The organism is Saccharopolyspora sp. NPDC050642 (assembly GCF_040654735.1).
GTDB classification, from domain to species: Bacteria; Actinomycetota; Actinomycetes; order Mycobacteriales; family Pseudonocardiaceae; genus Saccharopolyspora; species Saccharopolyspora elongata.
Genome location: NZ_JBFAIN010000006.1, coordinates 1 through 18,752, shown reverse-complemented (window position 1 = coordinate 18,752; position 18,752 = coordinate 1). Strand labels below are relative to the sequence as shown.

At 70.1% G+C, this 18,752-nt stretch carries 15 protein-coding genes; 8 read left to right on the top strand and 7 right to left on the bottom strand.

Annotated elements, in window-relative coordinates; all coding sequences use genetic code 11:
• Positions 1–17: 17 nt before the first annotated feature.
• From AB0H93_RS12295 to AB0H93_RS12280, 4 genes are all read right to left on the bottom strand, one after another.
• Positions 18–2,606, bottom strand: a complete 2,589-nt coding sequence (locus AB0H93_RS12295; protein ID WP_358571491.1) for a DUF4118 domain-containing protein — start codon at positions 2,604–2,606, stop codon at positions 18–20.
• 66 nt (positions 2,607–2,672) lie between these two features.
• Positions 2,673–3,212, bottom strand: coding sequence for a hypothetical protein (locus AB0H93_RS12290; RefSeq protein ID WP_358571489.1), 540 nt, complete (start codon positions 3,210–3,212; stop codon positions 2,673–2,675).
• Between the two features lie 292 nt (positions 3,213–3,504).
• Positions 3,505–4,638 carry a threonine synthase gene (locus AB0H93_RS12285; RefSeq protein ID WP_358571487.1) on the bottom strand — a complete coding sequence of 378 codons (1,134 nt, stop codon included), beginning with the start codon at positions 4,636–4,638 and terminating at the stop codon, positions 3,505–3,507.
• A 47-nt stretch (positions 4,639–4,685) separates the two neighbouring features.
• Positions 4,686–5,603, bottom strand: a complete 918-nt coding sequence (locus AB0H93_RS12280; protein WP_358571485.1) for a LysR family transcriptional regulator — start codon at positions 5,601–5,603, stop codon at positions 4,686–4,688.
• A gap of 182 nt (positions 5,604–5,785) precedes the next feature.
• Here AB0H93_RS12280 and AB0H93_RS12275 point away from each other — a divergent pair, with 182 nt between their 5' ends.
• From AB0H93_RS12275 to AB0H93_RS12250, 6 genes are all read left to right on the top strand, one after another.
• Complete coding sequence (locus AB0H93_RS12275) at positions 5,786–6,868, top strand: tartrate dehydrogenase (RefSeq protein ID WP_358571483.1); 1,083 nt, start codon at positions 5,786–5,788, stop codon at positions 6,866–6,868.
• A 114-nt stretch (positions 6,869–6,982) separates the two neighbouring features.
• Positions 6,983–8,305, top strand: a complete 1,323-nt coding sequence (locus AB0H93_RS12270; protein ID WP_358571481.1) for a 2-hydroxycarboxylate transporter family protein — start codon at positions 6,983–6,985, stop codon at positions 8,303–8,305.
• Positions 8,306–8,352: 47 nt separating this feature from the next.
• Entirely contained in the window at positions 8,353–9,240 is an 888-nt protein-coding gene (locus AB0H93_RS12265) for a hypothetical protein (protein WP_358571479.1), read from the top strand.
• 220 nt (positions 9,241–9,460) lie between these two features.
• Positions 9,461–10,780 (top strand): Dyp-type peroxidase, encoded by a 1,320-nt coding sequence (locus tag AB0H93_RS12260; RefSeq protein WP_358571477.1) that lies wholly within the window; start codon positions 9,461–9,463, stop codon positions 10,778–10,780.
• 98 nt (positions 10,781–10,878) lie between these two features.
• Positions 10,879–12,000, top strand: coding sequence for a catalase family protein (locus tag AB0H93_RS12255; protein ID WP_358571475.1), 1,122 nt, complete (start codon positions 10,879–10,881; stop codon positions 11,998–12,000).
• Positions 12,001–12,065: 65 nt separating this feature from the next.
• Positions 12,066–12,746, top strand: a complete 681-nt coding sequence (locus tag AB0H93_RS12250; RefSeq protein WP_358571473.1) for a GAP family protein — start codon at positions 12,066–12,068, stop codon at positions 12,744–12,746.
• A 107-nt stretch (positions 12,747–12,853) separates the two neighbouring features.
• Here the strand turns inward: AB0H93_RS12250 and AB0H93_RS12245 are convergent, their stop codons facing one another.
• Both AB0H93_RS12245 and AB0H93_RS12240 read right to left on the bottom strand, forming a co-directional pair.
• Entirely contained in the window at positions 12,854–13,546 is a 693-nt protein-coding gene (locus tag AB0H93_RS12245; RefSeq protein WP_358571471.1) for a GntR family transcriptional regulator, read from the bottom strand.
• A 95-nt stretch (positions 13,547–13,641) separates the two neighbouring features.
• The gene (locus AB0H93_RS12240; protein WP_358571469.1) at positions 13,642–14,832 is read right to left on the bottom strand and encodes an alpha/beta hydrolase; all 1,191 of its coding nucleotides are present in this window, start codon (positions 14,830–14,832) and stop codon (positions 13,642–13,644) included.
• A 196-nt stretch (positions 14,833–15,028) separates the two neighbouring features.
• Here AB0H93_RS12240 and AB0H93_RS12235 point away from each other — a divergent pair, with 196 nt between their 5' ends.
• Positions 15,029–15,805: an SDR family oxidoreductase gene (locus AB0H93_RS12235; protein WP_358571467.1), complete on the top strand. Its 777-nt coding sequence runs from the start codon at positions 15,029–15,031 to the stop codon at positions 15,803–15,805.
• Positions 15,806–16,049: 244 nt separating this feature from the next.
• Here the strand turns inward: AB0H93_RS12235 and AB0H93_RS12230 are convergent, their stop codons facing one another.
• Positions 16,050–17,513 carry an MFS transporter gene (locus AB0H93_RS12230; RefSeq protein ID WP_358571465.1) on the bottom strand — a complete coding sequence of 488 codons (1,464 nt, stop codon included), beginning with the start codon at positions 17,511–17,513 and terminating at the stop codon, positions 16,050–16,052.
• A 299-nt stretch (positions 17,514–17,812) separates the two neighbouring features.
• Between AB0H93_RS12230 and AB0H93_RS12225 the strand changes: the two genes are divergently transcribed.
• Positions 17,813–18,562: a glucose 1-dehydrogenase gene (locus AB0H93_RS12225; RefSeq protein ID WP_358571463.1), complete on the top strand. Its 750-nt coding sequence runs from the start codon at positions 17,813–17,815 to the stop codon at positions 18,560–18,562.
• The last annotated feature ends 190 nt before the right edge of the window (positions 18,563–18,752 follow it).

Here is an 18,752-nt window from a genome sequence, read left to right as displayed (position 1 = left end):
GCGGTCCCAAGCCCGGGTCACCGGATGGTCCCGCGATGCGGTGCGGGCCGTTCGACCGAGGATTGTTCCGGTATCGCGGGAGATTCGGCCATCGGCAGGGTCAGGACCATGGTGAGCCCACCGCCAGGGGTTTCGTCCGGGGTGAGCGTGCCGTGCATGGCTTCGGTGAGGCCGCGGGCGAGGGCGAGCCCGAGCCCGACACCGGTGTTCTTGTCGCGGTCGCCGAGGCGTTGGAACGGCAGGAAGATCTTCTCGTGGTCCTCGGGCCGGACGCCCGGGCCGCGGTCGATGATGCGGACCTCGACGTGGTCGGCGAGCGCGCTCGCGGTCACGAGCACCGGCCGGCCGGGCGGGTTGTAGTGCAGGGCGTTGCCGATGAGGTTGGCCAGGACCCGTTCGAGCAGACCGGGATCGGCGAGGACGTCGGGCAGCGCCTCGGGGATCTGGATCCGCACCCGGCCGTCCGCGTCCAGGCCGTCGAGCGCCTGCGGCACGGCATCGGCGACCGCCAGCTGCCGGGTGACGATGCCGAGCGTGCCCGCCTGCAGGCGGCTCATGTCCAGCAGGTTGGCGACCAGCCGGTCCAGCCGGACCAGCGATTGGTAGGCGGTGTCGAGGAGTTCGGCCTCGTCCTCCTCGCTCCAGGCGACGTCGTCGCTGAGGAGGCTCTCGACGGCGGCGGTGGCCGACGCCAGCGGGGTGCGCAGGTCGTGGCTGACGGCGGCGAGCAGCGCGGTGCGCATCTGGTTCGCGGCGGTGAGCTGCCGGGCCTGCTCGGCCTGCTCGGCCAGCCGGTGCTGGTGGAGCGCGACGGCGGCCTGAGTGGCGAAGGCTTCGAGCACGCGGCGGTCGGCGGCCGGGAGGGTTGGGCCGCGCAGGGCCAGCGCGAGGTCGCCGCCGACGGCGATGTGCGTGTCGCCCGCGTCCGGGCTGGGGCACGGCGGCGCACCGGCGGCGTCCACGACGTGCCAGGCCCGCGGATCGTGCTGTTCGTCCGGTGTGCGGCCGGATTCGGGCCGCCGCTCCAACAGGGTCGCGGAGTCCTGCCCGAAGGTTTCGCGGAGCCGGGACAGCAGTGCGGACAGGGGGTGTTCGCCGCCCAGGACGCTGCCGGCGAGGTTGGACAGGACGGCGGCTTCGGCTCTCGCTCGGGCGGCTTCGCGGGCGCGGCGGGCCGCGAGGTCGACGACCGCGCTGACCGCGATCGCCACGACCGCGAAGACGATCAGCGCGAGGAGGTTGTCGGGATCGGCGATCGTCCACACGTACAGCGGCGGGGTGAAGAAGTAGTTCAGCACCAGGAATGCGGCCAGCGCGGCGGAGATCGCGGGCCAGCACCCGCCGACGAGCGCGATGCCGACGACCAGCACGAGGAACAGCAGGATCTCGCTGGGCAGCGAAAGGTCGTTGCGCGCGAGCTCCAGGAGCGCGGTCAGCAGGGGAATTCCGAGCGCTGCCAAGGCGAAACCGGCGATGCGGCGCCGCCGGCCGACGCCCGGCGCGAAGGTGGGCAGCCACTGCCGGTGGCCGACGTGCTCGTGGGTGACCATGTGCACGTCGATGGGGCCGGAGCGGGCGGTGGTCGTGACCCCCACGCCGCGGGAGAACAGCTGCGCCAGCCGGCCCCGGCGGGAAGCGCCGAGCACGAGTTGGGTGGCGTTGACGCCGCGTGCGAAGTCCAGCAGTGCGCTGGGGATGTCCTCGCCGACGACCTGGTGGTAGGTGCCGCCGAGGTCCTCGATCAGCGCGCGCTGCCGCGCCAGGTGCGCGGGACTGGCGTCGGAAAGCCCGTCGCCGCGCACGACGTGCACTGCGAGGAGGTCCGCGCCGCGGGCGCGTTCGGCGATCCGGGCGGCCCGGCGGATCAGCGTGTCGCCTTCGGCGCCGCCGGTGAGCGCGACGACGACGCGTTCGCGAGCCTCCCAGGTGCCGTTGATGTCGTGCTCGGCGCGGTAGCGGTCGAGCTGTTCGTCGACCTTGTCGGCCAGCCACAGCAGCGCGAGTTCGCGCAGCGCCGTGAGGTTGCCGACGCGGAAGTAGTTGCTCAGCGCCGCGTCGATCTTCTCGGGCGGGTAGACGTTGCCGTGGGCCATCCGGCGGCGCAGGGCCTCGGCGGTCATGTCGACGAGTTCGACCTGCTCGGCGCGGCGCACCACCTCGTCGGGCACGGTTTCGCGCTGCGGGATGCCGGTGATGTGCTCGACGACGTCGTTGAGCGATTCGAGGTGCTGGACGTTCACCGTGGAGATCACGTCGATGCCCGCGTCGAGGACCTCCTCGATGTCCTGCCACCGCTTGGTGCGGCGGGAACCGGGCACGTTGGTGTGGGCGAGCTCGTCGATCAGCGCGACCTGCGGGTGGCGGGCGAGGACGGCGTCCACGTCGAGCTCGGTGAACACGGCGCCCCGGTAGCCGAGCGTCCGGCGCGGGAGGACCTCCAGGCCGTCGAGGAGTTCGGTGGTGCGGGGGCGGTCGTAGGTTTCGACGAAGCCCACGGCCACGTCGGTGCCCCGATCCTGGCGGCGGTGGCCCTCGCAGAGCATGGCGTAGGTCTTGCCGACACCGGGCGCGGCACCGAGGTAGACGCGCAGTCGTCCGCGTGGCATCCGCCCTCACCTCCGCGGCTACGGCCGTTCGGGTGCTCACGACCAGTGTGCGCACCCGTTCCCGGCTCACGCCACGGGCCGGGACACCCGGGCCGGTGCAACCGCGACCTCGGGCGAGGAAGCGCTCTTCGCGAGTTCCGCCTTCGGTCGCCGGTCGCCCGCAGGCTGCTCGGCTCTGGGGGCCGGGATGGTCTCCACGACCACCGGCCGCTCGTGGCGGGCCGCCCGGACATTGCCGAGGAGCGCGCCGAGCAGCGCCGCACCGGTCAGCGCGGCCAGTCGAACGGTGTCGCCGGAGCCGTTCCAGCCGAGGTCGCCGTGGGAGTGCACGACGAAACCGTTGAACAACATCCAGCCCAGCACCGCGGTGACCAGCGCGCCGGTGGAGTTGCGGACGGCGAAGCCGTAGCCGCCTGCCACGAGGCACAGCACGACCAACCCGGCCACCTGCCCGCCCGACCACCAGACCGCCACGGCCGTCGGCGCCATCCCCGCCACGACCGCGAAGAAACCGACCGCGGATGATGTCGCGGGCCTGGCCACCGACCGGCGAACCAGGCCACGCCGGAACACGACCATCACGACGCCCCCGGACCTGATGAGCACCGTCTTCCATCGGCGGTGACCTGTTCAGTGAAGCTCGCCGAGGGGCCCTCGGACGGGCTCTTGACGCGATCCCTACAGGTGGCGGGCGGACCTTGACGGCGGGATGACCCCGCGAAGGCGTCCAGCGCGCAGCCGCAGGCGGCGAGCGCGCAGCCAGCGCCGTCCCGTCCCGGCTCCGGTCCGGTCCTGTCCCGGTCCGCAATTTCCATTGAAATTGGACCTTCAATTTCAATGGAAATTGCGGACCGAGGGCGGAACCCGGGCATCCCGGGGGTTGGGTCGGTGGGGCGGGTCAGTCGTCCAGCAGCCGGGCCATCGCGGTGCTCGCCTTGAGACCCGAGCCGGTCAGCACCGCTACGACGACGTCGTCGCCGGTGAGGCGGCCCTCGCGCACGAACCGTTCGAGGGCGGGAACCACCTGGGCGCTCGTGGGTTCGGCGTAGAGGCCGGTCTTCGCCAGGGCCAGCGTCGCCGGGCGGAGTTCTTCCTCGGGCACCGCGGTCATCGCGCCTCCGCTGCCGCGGATCGCGCGCAGCACCTCCTGGTCGCGTACGGGGTGTGCGATGGACGTGCCCTCGGCGAGCGTTGGGGCCCATTCGGCCGGTTCCACGCTGTCCGCGCCGGAGTCGAACGCCCGCACCAGCGGGCTGCACCGCGCCGGCTGGCTGACCAGCAAGCGCGGGACCCGGTCGATCTCGCCGGCCCGGTGCAGCTCGCCGAAGCCCGCGGCGCAGCCCAGCACGAGGCTCCCGGCGCCGGCCGGGACGACCACCGCGGACGGGGCGGTGAAACCGAGGTCCTCCCAGATCTCGTAGGCGATGAGCTTGATGCCGTCGAGGAAGTGGGGGTGCCAGTTGTGGCTGGCGTAGAAGCGTTCGGCCGACCGGCGGAGCGCCTCGTCGGCGGTGTCCTGCCTGCTGCCGGGCACGAGTTCGACCGACGCGCCGTGGATCCGGCTCTGCAGGATCTTGGCCGGGGACGTCGCTTCAGGGGCGAGGATCTGCGCGTCGATCCCGGCCGCCGCGCAGTAGGCGGCGACGGATGAGCCGCCGTTGCCGCTGGAGTCCTCCAGCACCGCGGGGACGCCCTGCGCCCGCAGGGTGCTGATCATCACCGAGGTGCCGCGATCCTTGAAGCTGGCCGTGGGGTTGGCCGACTCGGCCTTGACCGCGACATCCAGCCCGGCCAGCCGGCGGTGCAGCAACGGGGTCAGCCCCTCGCCGAGGCTGACCGCCGGGGTGTCGGGCAGCGCGAGCGCGGCGGCGTAGCGCCATTGCGAGCGCACGCCCGAGTCGATGCGCTCGCGGGTGATGCCCGGCAGCGGCTCGACCAGCAGGGGAGATCCGTCGTCGCCGCACCAGCGCGGCTCGTCGATCGGGTAGCGGCGGCCGGCGCGGTCGACCAGCTCGGGTTCGCCAGTGCTCACGATGTCTCCTCGGCTCGGGTGGACGGTTTGGCAGGGGAGCGCGAAAGTCATTGCCCCGCAGGGACGTCCAGGCGCTGGGTGAGTCCCTCGGCGATGTGGTCGATCGCGAGCTTCGCGCGCCGGGTCAGGTTCTGGGCGGAGTCGTAGACGGCGTAGATGTTCGCGCCGGGAGTGGGGACGTCGTCGAGCAGCTGGACCAGCGCGCCGGTGCGCAGCATCGGGGCGACGTGCCACCGGGAGCGCATGAGCAGCCCGTGGCCTTCCACGCACCACTGCGTCGCGACGTCGCCGTCGTTGCTGACCATGGAGCCGGGGACCTTCACCGCGGTCTCCTCCGATTCGGTGCCGAATCTCCAGACGGCGTAGTCGGAATCGTTCTCCCGGATCACGATGCAGTCGTGCTCGGGGAGCTCGTGGATCGACCGCGGCGGGTTCCGGTTCGCGAGGTACTCCGGGGCGGCGCACACGACGCGCCGGTTCGGGTGCAGGAGCCGGGCGCGGAGGCTGGAGTCGCGCTGCCTGCCGACCCGGATGGCGAAGTCGAACCGGGTCCCGGCGATGTGCAGCGGCAGGTGGGACAGCTCCAGGTCGATCTCGACATCGGGATGCAGGTCCTTGAACCGCCCCAGCAGGGGAGCGATGTGCGTGCGGCCGAGCCCGATGGTCGAGTGCACCACGACGTGGCCGCGCAGCTCGTGGCGGCGCTCGCCCACCTCCTCCTCGAGATCGCTGATCAGCGGCAGCAGCCGCGCCGCTCCCGCCGCGTAGCGCCGGCCCTCGTCGGTGAGGTCGAGCCGGCGGGTGCTGCGGGTGATCAGCTGTGCGCCGAGCCGCCTTTCCAGATGTGCCAGTCGTTTGCTGACCGCGGAGGTCGACACGCCCCACTGCCGCGCCGCCTGGGTCAGGGTCTCCGAGCGGGCGACGCCGTCGAAGAACTGCAGATCGTCGAGCTCTGGCAGATCCACGGCGTCCTTCTTTCGTCTCGCGCAACACTGTTGTGCCGAATCAGGTCTTTTTGGTCCACTTCGTGCGTCCTACGCTACATGGAAATCGCCCGCGGGACGCGGGACGAGGTCGGGCCGATCCGCCGGACAAAGCCGATTTCGACTGCGCCGCGAGGAAATGCGGCCACCGGAGGAATTCCAACATGACCAGCACGCATCGCATTGCCGTGATTCCCGGCGACGGCATCGGGAAGGAGGTCGTGCCCGAGGGCGTGCGGGTGCTGACCGCGGCCGCCGAAACCTTCGGTTTCGCCCTCGACCTCGTGGACTTCGACTTCGCGAGCGCCGACTACTACGTCGAGCACGGCCGGATGATGCCGGAGGACTGGTTCGAGCGGCTGCGCGGTTTCGACGCGTTGTTCTTCGGCGCGGTGGGGTGGCCCGAGGTCGTGCCGGACCACGTGTCGTTGTGGGGCAGCCTCCTGCAGTTCCGGCGCCGCTTCGACCAGTACGTGTCGCTGCGCCCGGTGAAGCTGCTCCCGGGGGTGAAAAGCCCGCTCGCCGGGCGCGTTCCGGGCGACGTGGACTTCTACGTGGTGCGGGAGAACACCGAAGGCGAGTACTCCAGCATCGGTGGCAAGATCTTCGAGGGCACCGACCGCGAGACGGTGGTGCAGGAGACCGTCATGACCCGCAAGGGCGTCGACCGGATCCTGGAGTTCGCCTTCGAACTGGCGCGCAGCCGACCGCGGCGGCGCCTGACCTCGGCGACGAAGAGCAACGGGATCTCGATCTCGATGCCGTACTGGGACGAGCGGGTGCGGAACATGGCCGCCCGGTACCCCGACGTCGAGGTGGACAAGTACCACATCGACATCCTCACCGCGAACTTCGTGATGCACCCCGACTGGTTCGACGTCGTCGTGGCCAGCAACCTCTTCGGCGACATCCTCTCCGACCTCGGTCCGGCCTGCACGGGCACGATCGGCGTGGCGCCGAGCGCGAACATCAACCCGGAGCGGAACTTCCCGAGCCTCTTCGAACCGGTGCACGGCTCGGCGCCGGACATCGCGGGCAAGGGGATCGCGAACCCGGTCGGCCAGATCTGGTGCGCCGCGATGATGCTGGAGCACCTCGGCGAGCACGCCGCCGGCGCGGCCGTGCTGCGAGCGGTCGAGGACGTGCTGGGCCGCGGCGGAGCGCGGCTCACGCCGGATCTGGGCGGCGACGGCACGACCGCGGAGCTCGGAGCCGCCGTCGCCGACGCGGTCCGCGGCGCCCGCTGAGAGCGCTCCTGTCCGGTCGATCGGCTCCCGGATTTGCCGCCGCCGCCCGGAAATCGATTGGTCTCGCGGTTCGGTCGCGCCGTTTTCCGCGCAACTCTCAGAAGGATCTCAATGATGAGCACATCCGCAGAAGTCGCGACGAGCAGGACAACAGGCCGGGGCAGGAGCTGGAATCCGCTCAAGGCCACGGTCGGGGACGTTCCCCTCGTCGTGCCGGTCCTCCTGGTCGCCCTGGTCGTCGTCGCCGGGGTGTTCGGCCGGATTCCCGAGAACATGATCGGCGGTCTGGCCGTCATCACCGGCTTCGGGATGCTGCTCGGCCCGTTGGGCAACCGGCTGCCGGTCGTCTCGAAGATCGGCGGTGGGGCGCTGCTGTGCCTGATGGTGCCGTCGGTGCTGGTCCACTTCGGAGCGTTCAACGAGACGATCCTGAACGCGACCGCCGCGTTGATGAAGGAGGCGAACTTCCTCTACTTCGTCATCTCGGCGCTGGTGGTGGGCAGCATCCTCGGGATGCGCCGCAGCACGATGCTCAAGGCGCTGGTGAAGATCTTCCCGCCCCTCGTGGTCGGCACCGCGGTCGCCGTCGCGGCCGGACTCGGGGTGGCGGTGCTGTCCGGCTACCCGCTGCGAGAGGCGTTCTTCTTCATCGTCGTGCCCATCATCGGCGGCGGCATCGGCGAAGGCGTCATCCCGCTGTCGGCGGCGTACGCGCATGCGCTGGGCGGCGAGCAGGCCGACTTCGTCGCCCGGCTGATCCCCGCAGCCGTCATCGGCAACATCGTCGCGATCATCTCCGCCGGCCTGCTGCGCCGCCTGGGCGACCGGCGACCGCACCTGGACGGCGGCGGCGACCTGGTCAAGCAGAAGCGGCACGAGGCCGAGGAGGAAGTCGAGCCCGGTCAGGACGCCGCGGCGAACCACGGGATTGGTGTGCTGGTGATCTGCGGCCTGTTCGTCGCCGGGTACCTGGCCGAGCCCGTGCTGCACCTCCCGGCGCCGGTCCTGGTGATCGTGTTCTCGGTGATCTGCAAGCTGCTGAACGTCTTCCCGGACAGCGTGGAGCACGGCGCCCGGGCCTGCTACGGGATCGTCTCCGGGCACTTCATCTACCCCGTCATGATCGGCCTCGGGATGCTCTACGTTCCGCTGACCAGCGTCTTCGGCGTGATCTCGGTGGGCTTCGTGGTCACCTGCGCGGCGGTGGTCCTGACGATGGCGGCGTCGGGCTTCCTGGTCGGGAAGTGGCTCGGCATGTATCCCGTCGACGCCTCACTGGTCACGGTGTGCCACAGCGGACTCGGCGGCACCGGGGACGTGGCGATCCTCTCCGCGTCGAACCGGATGGTGCTCATGCCGTTCGCCCAGATCTCCACGCGGATCGGCGGGGTCGTGACGGTCATCGGCGCGGCCGCGCTCATCCAGGCGTTCGGCTGATGGGGCGGGGCTGGTGGGGCTCATCGGGAGGTGCGGCGGGCCAGAGGTTGGATCAGCTGGGCGACTTCTTCGGCGCGAGCCGCGATGCGCAGTTCACCGCGATCGCGGAATCGTTGCCCGGCAAGCGGATCGGCAGGCCCGAGGAGATCGCCGACGCCGCCCTTTTCCTCGTTCGACTCCGTGGACGTCGGCGGGAACAACGCCGGAAACTCCTGGCACGCGGAGAACAGCTCTCTGCTCGAACCCGCTCGGAGGGCTTTCGGCTCTTGCTCGGCCACAACGTCTGCCCAAGCCTGGAGCACAAGGGCGCGTGGCCGCTTGCGGGCACCAGGCTCCCTGATGAGCATGGAGGAGGTACTCCGATGGCGGAAGCGACTCAGCCGGAGCGGCCGGGCATGGCGGATGGGGTGTGCAGCGAGTTCACCGTTTTCACGAAGATCAAGGCGGGCCACGCGGATGCGCTGCGCAAGGACATCGCCGACCTCAGGAGCGGATCGTCCAGGGAGGAGAATCGAGCAGCATTGAAGGAGATCGGCACGTTGCACGACGCACGGCATGCGATCTTCGATGACGATTCCCGGCACATGTTCGCCAGCGTGTTCGACGGGTCCTGGGACACCTACATCGATGACTTCGCCAAGACGGTTGTCGGGGCGAACTTCGAGAAGATCTTCTCGCACGCGGAAGGGTTCCCCGGCATCGCCGATCCCAACGTGAAGGACTGGTTCGTCGCCCACCAGGCGCCTGCGGAATTCTTCATCAGCTCCTATCCCGATCTCACCGTCCAGCAGATCTGGAAGAACCAACGCGTGAACGAGGCGTTCCAGGCGGTGCTCGACACCCCCGAGTTCCGGGCGGCGCTCGACGATCCGGCCAACGCGGCGCTGCTGGCCACGCCGGCCTTCCAGAAGCTGCTCGACGAGGCCGCGGGCTAACGCCGAGGAACCCTCGCCGAGTCGATCACAAGTCCTCATCGGGTGATTCCGGTCGCGGTGCCAGGGCTTCGGCGGTCGACTGGGGCGTGGAACGGGCAAGCCAGGCCGCAGTGGCAGGTGGGAGTGCGTGCCGGCCGCGCGGCGTCATCCGAGTCGTGTGGAGACCTGATACGGGGGCACTACGTTCATGGACGCAGCGGGAAGCAGCAGTACACCGAGCGTGAGCGTCGAGATCGACGACATCCAGAGCGGAGCGCTTCGTCCCCGGCCGGTGCCGTACGTCGGCAGGTTCTTCTTCCTGCGCGTTGACGACCGCCAAGCCGGGCGTGCCTTGCTGCGGCGGCTGCTCCCGGCGATCGATGCCGGGCTCCCCAGCGTCGATCCGAGTCAAGGGGCCTGGGTGGCCGTGGCCTTCACCTACCAGGGACTACGAGCCCTCGGGGTTCCCCAGGAGTCGCTCGACAGCTTCCCGCTTCCGTTCCGGCAGGGCATGGCGGCGCGGGCGGCTGTGATCGGCGACGTCGGCGAGAGCGATCCGGCCCAGTGGGAGGCGCCGTTCGGAACTCCCGACGTTCATATCGCGGTGAGCGCGCTCGCGCCCGATGCGGCGAGTCTGGAGAAGGCGCTGGAGCGAGAACGCGCCGCCCTCCGGGAGACGCCCGGTGTCGAGGTGATCTGGCAGCAGGAGGTCCAGCAGCTCCCCACCGGCCGCACCTCCTTCGGCTTTCGCGACGGCATCAGCCATCCGAGCATCGAGGGGGTCGGGCTTCCCGGCTCCAATCCTCACGAAGCCCCCCTCAAGGCCGGTGAGTTCATCCTCGGCTACCCCGATGAGACCGGAAACCTGCCGCCCATGCCGCGACCCGAGGTCCTGGGGCGCAACGGGACCTACCTGGCGGTGCGCAAGCTTCACACCAAGGTGGCGGCCTGGCGGCAGTACCTGCGCGCGAACACCTCCGGTCCCGAGGAGGAGGCGTTGCTGGGGGCGAAGATGATCGGACGCTGGCCGAGCGGCGCACCGCTGACCCTCTCCCCGGAGCACGATGATGCGGAGTTGGCCGCGGATCCGCGCCGCAACAACGACTTCCTCTACCGGGAGGACGACGATCGCGGCTTCAAGTGTCCCGCTGGTGCGCATATCCGGCGGGTGAACCCGCGCGATGCCAACATCATCGGGGTGGCACGGATGCACCGCATCATCCGTCGCGGTACCAGCTACGGCCCGCCGCTGCCGGAAGGCGTGCTCGAAGACGACGGCGCCGATCGCGGACTCGTCGGGGTCTTCATCTGCGCCCACCTGGACCGGCAGTTCGAGTTCATCAAGTCCGAGTGGGTCAACGATGGCAACTTCATCGGGTTCCCGGGGGAGAAGGATCCGGTGGCCGGGCACCACGGCGGAACGGGCAGCGTCACCATTCCGGGGAAGCCGGTCCGGCGCCGCCTGCAGAACTTGCCGAGCTTCGTCGCCACCCGCGGTGGGGAGTATTGCTTCCTTCCCGGCCTGCGCGCCCTGCGCTGGCTCTCCGAGCTGGAGAACTGAGTGCCAGGACCGATTCACTTCCTCGGTACGCGCTCTCGCCGACCCCGCAGTGCCGGCCGACCCGTTCATCGACCGCATGACGAAGGAAGGTCGAGATCATGGCAACAGGGTTCATCCCCTACACGCGGGACGTCGAAGTCGCTGATCCCCAGTTCGACCAGAACCTGCAGACGGTGATCGGGAAGACGGAGCGGTACGTTGCCGAATCGGTCGAATCCGAGGGCACCGGCCGGGCTGTCCGCGACGCACATGCCAAGGGATATGGACTGGTCCGGGCGGAGGTCGAGATCCTGGGCGGGCTGCCCGCCGAGTACGCGCAGGGTGTTTATGCCGCGCCGGGAAAGCACGGGGCGCTCATCCGCTTCTCCAATGGTTCGCCCCACGCCGGAGCCGACGCGCGGCTCGGCGCGGCGACCGGACTGGCGCTGAAGATCTTCGACATCGATGGTCCGACCCTGCTGGAGGACGAGCCTGACACGCGCACTTTCGACTACGCCAACATCAATGCGCCGATCTTCTTCTGCAACACGGTCGAGCACTACCTGTTCATCCAGGACCTGTTCCTCCAGGCCCCGGCCTACTTCGCGGAAGGCCGCCCTGGGGTGCATCGCTTCTACCGGGATTTCGTGACCGGTAAGGGAACGCTCGACCAGGAGGATTGGGCCTGGGACGAGTTCCTGGCCTTCCTCCGCCTGTCGCAGCTGCCCAAGGTGAACGTGCTGCTGTCGAGCTACTGGACGATGGGCGCGGTCCGGCACGGCGACTACATCGCCAAGGTGCGCTTCGCCCCGGACCCCGTCTCCGCCGACGCGGTGGTCCGGCGTGCCATGGACATCGCCTCGGCGCCGGAGGTCTTCCGGCCGGCTTTGGTGGCCGAGCTGGGGGAGCGCCCCTACGCGTTCGACATCCAGGTCCAGCTGTGCACCGATCTGGAGCGGATGCCGGTCGAAGACGTCACCGTGGAGTGGCCGGAAGGGCTCTCACCGTTCGTCACGGTGGCCAAGCTGCGGATCCCGCAGCAGGACATCTCGGGCGAGGACAACCTGGAGAAGATGGATGCGCTGTCCTTCACACCGTGGCGGGTCACGGCGGAACACGCGCCCCTGGGCAACATCATGCGGGCACGCAAGGAGGTTTACCGCCGCTCCTCCATGCTGCGTCACAAGCTCAACCAGCAGCAGCGCGAAGAGCCCCGCAGCGCCGACGAACTGCTGCCGTAGCCCCTAGCGGTCGGCTCGGTGGAGCGAGTCAGCCTGATCGTCCCTGATCCCGCCCGGAGGCCACGTTGGACAAAGCTCTCGGTGATGTGCTGGGCCTGGCGGCCGGTGTCGCCGTCAGCCCACTCCCGATCGTCGCGATCATCCTCGTCCTGGCCACGCCGCGGGGACGTCTCAACGGACCGCTGTTCGCAATCGGCTGGGTTGTCGGGCTTTCGGCGCTGGGCGCCGTGATGCTGGCGATCGGCGGGCCGGCCGGTGCCTCCACCCACCAGCAACCGGCCACCTGGGTGGGGGGCCTCAAGCTCGCACTGGGGGTGCTCCTCGTCCTCCTCGGCGCCCGGCAGTGGCGCCGGCGGCCTGTCGACGCCTCGCAGCAGGTGCAGTTGCCGAAGTGGATGGCTGCGATCGACCGCTTCACACCGATCAAGATCTTCGGGCTTGGACTGGCACTGGCGGCGGCCAATCTCAAGAACGCACCGCTGACCCTCGCCGCGGGTGCCTCGATCAGCTCGGCCGGGCTTCCCGTCGGGCAGCAGATCGCGTCGCTGGCGGTGTTCGTGATCATTGGTTCGCTGGGACTTCTGGTTCCGCTCGGGGTCGTCCTGTTCATGGGCGAGCCGGCGAAGAACATGCTCGACGGGTGGAAAGATTGGGCCGTGCGGCACAACACCGCCGTGATGGCGGTGTTGTTCTTCGTGCTCGGCTTGAAGCTGTTCGGCGACGGTCTCGGCATCCTCATCTCTTGAAGACGAAGCGTGGATCGAGGCCAGGGCGCGCTGTTCTCGGGTGCGCGATCAGTGCCGCTTGCGCGATCGCGCTACGCCCGGCCGGCGCGGCGGAAGCCCGCTGATCTTCAGGATTCCGGTTCCTCGTCTTCCCAGAGACCGGTCTTCTCGAGCATCTCGATCACGTAGTCGGCGCCCTCGACGACATGTTCTTCCATGAGCGTCCGCGCCTTCCGGGCGCTGCGCTTGCGCAGGGCCTCGACCAGGAGGGCGTGCTGTTCCCTGGTCAGCTCGACGTGGGATTCGAGCGAGGCGTAGAAGCGGTTCGGCAGGTGCCGCACGACGCCCGCGAGCAGGAGCGCGAGCCGGTGCGAGTCCGCGGCGAGGTTGATCTCGCGGTGGAAGGCGTGCCCGAGATCGGCGATGCGGTCCTTGTCGCCGGCCTCGATGGCCTCGTCGAGCTGCTCGATGACCGACTTGAGGCGGTCGACCTGCTCCGGGGTGATCTTCTTCGCGGCGCGCGCGGCGAGCTCACCGGCCAGCCTGGCCTGCGCCCAGAACAGGTCCCGCACGTCCTGCCGAGTGAAGGGGGCCACGACGAAACCGCGGCGGGGGACCAGCTGCACGAAACCCTCGCTGTGCAGCGTCAGCAGGCCCTCGCGGACGGGGGTGTTGCTGACGCCGACGGCCTCGGCGATGGGCTCCATGCGGAGGAAGTCGCCCGGCTTGAAGTGCCCGGACATGATCTGCTCGCGGACGTAGCTCGCCACCTCGTCGGGCAGCTGCCTCCGCTCGTTGCCGCGGACCGCGCCGTACGCCACCGACACTCCCATTCCACGCTCTCGAAAGCCTCCCGATCATCATATCTCGGGGCCGGGTTCATCCGTGCCTGTTGCGGATCGGGCGGCGGCCGGGTTCACGGCCGGGAGCAGGCGCTCGCCGGTTGCCGGTTCGCGAGGAGATCTTCGGTGAACCGCTGCGCCGCGGGCTGCGACGCCGCGAGGACCTGGCGGTGATCCGCGCCGTCGTACGCCTCGTAGCCGATCGAGGGGGAGCGTTCGCACAGGGACTTCACCAGCTGGTCGGTTCCCCGCTTGTTCACGAGCACGTCCGTCGTGCCCTGCAGGACCAGGGTCGGGACGCGCAGCGCCAGGCCCTCCGGTTCCTGCGACTTCAGGTACGCCGTCAGGCGGTCGAGATCCGCGCCCTCGCGGAAGACCCGCTCCGCCCGCACCGTCGAGGCGGCCTCCCGGATCCCGTCCTGGCAGGTCGCGCGCGCCGCGTCCAGCACCGGGCGGACCTCGTCGGCGAGCAGCTGTTCGGGCACGATTCCGGGATCGACCACAGCCGCCCCGATGAGCATCGTGGGGAGGAACGGCAGCGCCGCCCGGACGCCCTGCTCGCCTGTTTGCTGCTGGAAGTACGCCGTCGTCTGGCTCGTCTGGAAGCCGCCCGGCGCGATGGACACGGCACCGCGCAGCGACAGCCCAGCGGCTTGCTGGTCCGCTGCCGCGGTGAACAGCGCGGCGTGGCCGCCCTGGCTGTGCCCCACCGCGAACCAGTCCGATCCGACGCCGGGGTCGACCTGGCGCGCGGCGCGGACGATGTCGGCGACCGCGTTCGCCGCGCTGGGCCCGTTGAGGTAGGGGTGTTCGCCGGGGGTGCCGAGCCCCTCGTAGTCGGTCTGCACCACGACGTAGCCGGCGGCGATCCACCGGTCCAGCGTCTGGTCGACGAGCCCGACGTAGGAGTGCGCCGGGCTGCCCGGCCGGTCGGCGGACGGTGCGCAGACGTCGGCCGTGCCGGTGGTGCCGTGCGCCCAGCTGATCACCGGCCAGCCCGCCTGCGGCGGGGGAGACTTGGGCACCGAGACCGTTCCCGAGACCGTGATCGGCTTCCCGGCGGCGTCCGCGGAGGTGTAGGAGATCAGCCATTCGCCCTGCGCGCTGGGCAGGCGCCGGTGGTCCAGCGGGACCGAGCTCGACAGGGTGCCGCGTTCCGCCGGCGCCGGCTCGGGGGTGTCGCCGGTGCTCGCGGAGCAACCGGACGCGACCAGTCCGGCCGTGAGCAGCGCGGTCAGCGAGGTGGTTAGGGACAGCCGGTTCACGGGCGTTCCTCCCGGGCGGTCGGGGTTCGAAGTCCCGCAGAGACAACCTCGTCGGCACTCGGCGGGGGCCGCCGATCCCACTCACCGGTACTACCGGATCCCGCTGCGCGGTGAACTCCGATAGGCATGCGGTGATGGCCGCTGCGCCGGATTTCCCAGGCGAGGCCGAACGAACTGGTGTGAGGAGCACGAGGACATGACACGCCGCATCGCCGTGACCGGCTCGGCATCGGGCATCGGCAAGGCCCTGGTGGAGATGCTGAAGGCGCAGGGGGACACCGTGATCGGTGTCGATCGGGACACCGCGGACGTCCGGGCCGACCTGTCCACCGACGAGGGACGGACCCGGGCGGTGGCGGAGGTGGCCGAACTCGGCGCGGGACGCCTGGACGGCGTGGTCGCGTGCGCCGGCGTCTCGCTGCCCGATCCGATCGCCGTGGGCGTCAACTACTTCGGCGTCGTCCGGCTGCTGGAGGGGCTTCGGCCGTTGCTCGCCGCCGCTGAGCAGCCGCGGGCCGCGGTGGTCGGTTCCATCGCCGGCACGCAGCCGGTCGACCAGGCCGTGATCGACGCGTGCCTGCGGGACGACGAGCAGGCGGCGCTGGAACGCGCGCGGGCAGCGGTCGAGGGCGGGGCCGGTTCCCGGTTGTACCCGTCGTCGAAATCGGCCCTCGCGCAGTGGCTGCGCCGAGTGGCCGTGACCGCGGACTGGGCAGGTGCGGGCATCCCGCTCAACGCCGTGGCACCGGGAGTGGTGCTCAGCCCGATGGCGGCGCCGCTCCTCGCGGACGAGGCGATGAAGAAGGTCATGGACGAGGCGGTGCCGATGCCGCTGAACGGATACGCGGAACCGGGCGTGATCGCCGCGGCGCTGGGCTGGCTGATCAGCGCGGGGAACACGCACATGACCGGCCAGGTGATCTATGTGGACGGTGGCGCCGAAGCCACCCTGCGGGGCCCGGGGGTCTTCTAGTGGCCGGAAACGGTCGAGAACGGGGCTGCGGTGTGCGACCGCAGTTCCGTTCTCGATGCGCAGGAACCAAGGCGGCCACCGGCCCTGGCACCTATCGAGGTGAACGGTCTGTGCTCCGCTCCGGATGGATGAAGTGAACGGCCTGTTTGCCTCGTCCATTGAGGTGAACAGGCCGTTCATGCCACACCAGCCGGGCGAGGTCGTGCCACGTCGCCGGATGGGTGCGGTTCCGCCGGGACAGCCCCTACAGCGCGTGTTGGCCGCGGAGGGGGCCGGTGGAGAGGGCGCTGATCAGGGCGATGGCGCCGCACACCGCAGTTGCGAGGAAGGCCAGCACGAAGCCCGATTCGGCGTAGTGCACCCCGGTGCCGAGATAGGTCGCGCCCGGCAGCAGTAGCAGCACCACCAGCACCTGCGATCCGAGCGAACTGCCGAAACTGCCCACCAGGTTCAGCATTCCGCCGCTGACCCCCTGCACGTCGGCGGGCACCGCGTGCATGATGACGTTCGGGAGCGAGGCCGAGGCGGCCCCGATGCCGAGCCCGAAGATCAGCTGCGACAGCAGGACGATCCCCGTGGTGTCGTGGACGAACGCGATCAGGGTCGCGCCGATGGTGAGCGCCGAGGCGCCGAAGGCCATGCCGGCGCGGGGCCCGAAACGCCGCGAGACCAGCCCGCTGACCGGGCCCGCGATCATCGCGGATACTCCTGACGTGGCGACGAATCCGGCCACCTCGAACGCCGACGAGCCGAACCCGAAGCCGCCTTCCGGAGATGACATCACGAACATCGGCACCAGCATCGAGTTGCCGACCAGCGCGAACTGCACGCAGGCGTTGGCGATCATGGGCAGCCCGACCCAGCGCCGCGTGAGGAGTCCGATGTGGACGAGCGGATCAGCGGCACGCCGCTCGTAGGCGACCCATCCCGCGATGAGCAGCACGCCCGCGATGATCCCGCCCAGCGTCGGCACCGAGACCCAGCCCGCCTTCTTGGCCATCCCGACACCGGCGAGGAAGGCCAGCGCGCCGAGTCCCAGCAGCGCCGCCCCGGTCCAGTCCACGCCGACCTTGGCGCGCAGCCCGCTCTCGGGGATCAACCGCCACACCAGCAGGCCCACCACGACCGCGTAGCAGAGCTGGAACCAGAAGATGCCGCGGAAGGAGAACGTGCCGAGCAGGATTCCGCTGATGAACGGGCCGATGATCGTGCTGGCCCCCATCCCCGTGCCGATGAAGCCCAGCGCGATCGGGATCAGCCGCTTCGGCAGCACGTCCCGGACCAGCCCGTACGCCAGCGACAGGACGGCCAGGCCGAAGCCCTGCAGCGCGCGACCGGCGATCATCAGCGGCAGCACCGGAGCCGTCGCGCACAGCGCGGTGCCGACGGCGAACACGGCGGTGCAGGCCAGCGCGACCTTCTTCTTGCCGTAGATGTCGCCCAGCTTGCCGCACACCGCGAACGCGATCGCGCCGACCAGGGTGACGGCGGTGATGATCCAGGAGATGTCCGGCGATCGGTACGCGGCGGCGATGTTCGACAGCACCGGCGTCACCATCGTGTAGGTGAGCCCGGTGATCTCCACCAGCAGGACGAGAAGCGCGATGATCGCGTAGTTCTGCGCGGTGGACCGCTCCTGGCGAACGGATTCGCCGTCGGCGTCCGGTCCGGTGGGCGCAGATCTTTGCGGCAGCGATGCCTGATCCATTCTGGACTCCTCGCTGAGTCGGATTGGCTGCGGTGATCGTCGAGATCGGGCCGGCGGGGCGGAGTTCTGGCCGGCCGCGCGGCGCCCGGGGCACGTCGTGGCGGATGCCCGGAGCGGGCGTGCCAGCGGACGCTAGCGACTCGACCAGGGGGCAACCGAAGAGGTCTCGGTCACCGAGACGGATGCGGAACCGGTCGCCCGCGGTGGAGGAGATGCTCAATCAGCGGGATCGGGCCGGTGCGCTGCGCGCTCCACCACCATGCTGCCCCCACGCACGACGGACGCGGAGGAGCGGGTCGATGGGCAAGCTGGACGGCAAGGTCGCACTGGTCACCGGAGGCGCGCGGGGCATGGGCGCCGCCCACGTCCGCACCTTCGCGGCGGAAGGGGCCCGGGTCGTCTTCGGCGACGTGCTGGCCGACGAAGGCCGGCGGCTGGCGGGGGAACTCGGCGACGACTGCCGCTTCTTCCCGCACGACGTGACCGAGACCGACGACTGGTCGGCGATCGTCGACCACACCGTTTCGGCGTTCGGCGGGCTCGACGTCCTGGTCAACAACGCGGGCATCCTGCGGTTCCAGTCCTACGCCGACGCGAACGTCGCGGACTTCCGGCAGATCCTCGAGGTCAACCTGGTTTCGCAGTGGCTTGGCATCAAGCACGCCGCGCCGGTCATGCGGGAGGGCGGCTCGATCGTGAACATCTCGTCGGTCAACGGGCTGGTCGGGGGAGCGGGCTTCGCCGGCTACAGTGCCAGCAAGTTCGGCATCCGGGGCCTGACGAGGTCCGCGGCGCTGGAGCTCGGGCCGCGCGGGATCCGGGTCAACTCCGTGCACCCCGGCAGCGTGGCCACGCCGATGACCGGCAGGGAGGAGGACGAGCTGGAGGACCGGACCGGCGGGGTGATCCGCCGGCTGCCGATTCCCCGCTACGCCAGGCCGCAGGAGATCAGCAACGCGGTGCTGTTCCTCGCCTCCGACGAGTCGAGCTACTGCACCGGGGCGGAGTTCGTCGTCGACGGGGGAATGACCGCCGGAGCCGGGTTCTGAGAGGGCGTTCCAGAATGGGGTGCGGGCACGCGCGAGGCGTGACCGCCTGGCACGCAGGGCGTCGTTTCCGCGCGAAACCGGCGTTCTGCGTGGGGCGTGAACACCAGGGTGCCGAAGGTGTCGCTGGTGACCGCGCGGTAGGTGCCGGACAGGCCGTTGCCGTTCCAGTCCGCCTCGACCTGGTCGCTGG

Bases quoted from the DNA above. Each gene is read 5' to 3' on its own strand.
- AB0H93_RS12295 (WP_358571491.1), bottom strand. From the start codon at position 2,606: ATGCCACGCGGACGACTGCGCGTCTACCTCGGTGCCGCGCCCGGTGTC.
- AB0H93_RS12275 (WP_358571483.1), top strand. From the start codon at position 5,786: ATGACCAGCACGCATCGCATTGCCGTGATTCCCGGCGACGGCATCGGG.
- AB0H93_RS12270 (WP_358571481.1), top strand. From the start codon at position 6,983: ATGAGCACATCCGCAGAAGTCGCGACGAGCAGGACAACAGGCCGGGGC.
- AB0H93_RS12255 (WP_358571475.1), top strand. From the start codon at position 10,879: ATGGCAACAGGGTTCATCCCCTACACGCGGGACGTCGAAGTCGCTGAT.
- AB0H93_RS12235 (WP_358571467.1), top strand. From the start codon at position 15,029: ATGACACGCCGCATCGCCGTGACCGGCTCGGCATCGGGCATCGGCAAG.
- AB0H93_RS12230 (WP_358571465.1), bottom strand. From the start codon at position 17,513: ATGGATCAGGCATCGCTGCCGCAAAGATCTGCGCCCACCGGACCGGAC.
- AB0H93_RS12225 (WP_358571463.1), top strand. From the start codon at position 17,813: ATGGGCAAGCTGGACGGCAAGGTCGCACTGGTCACCGGAGGCGCGCGG.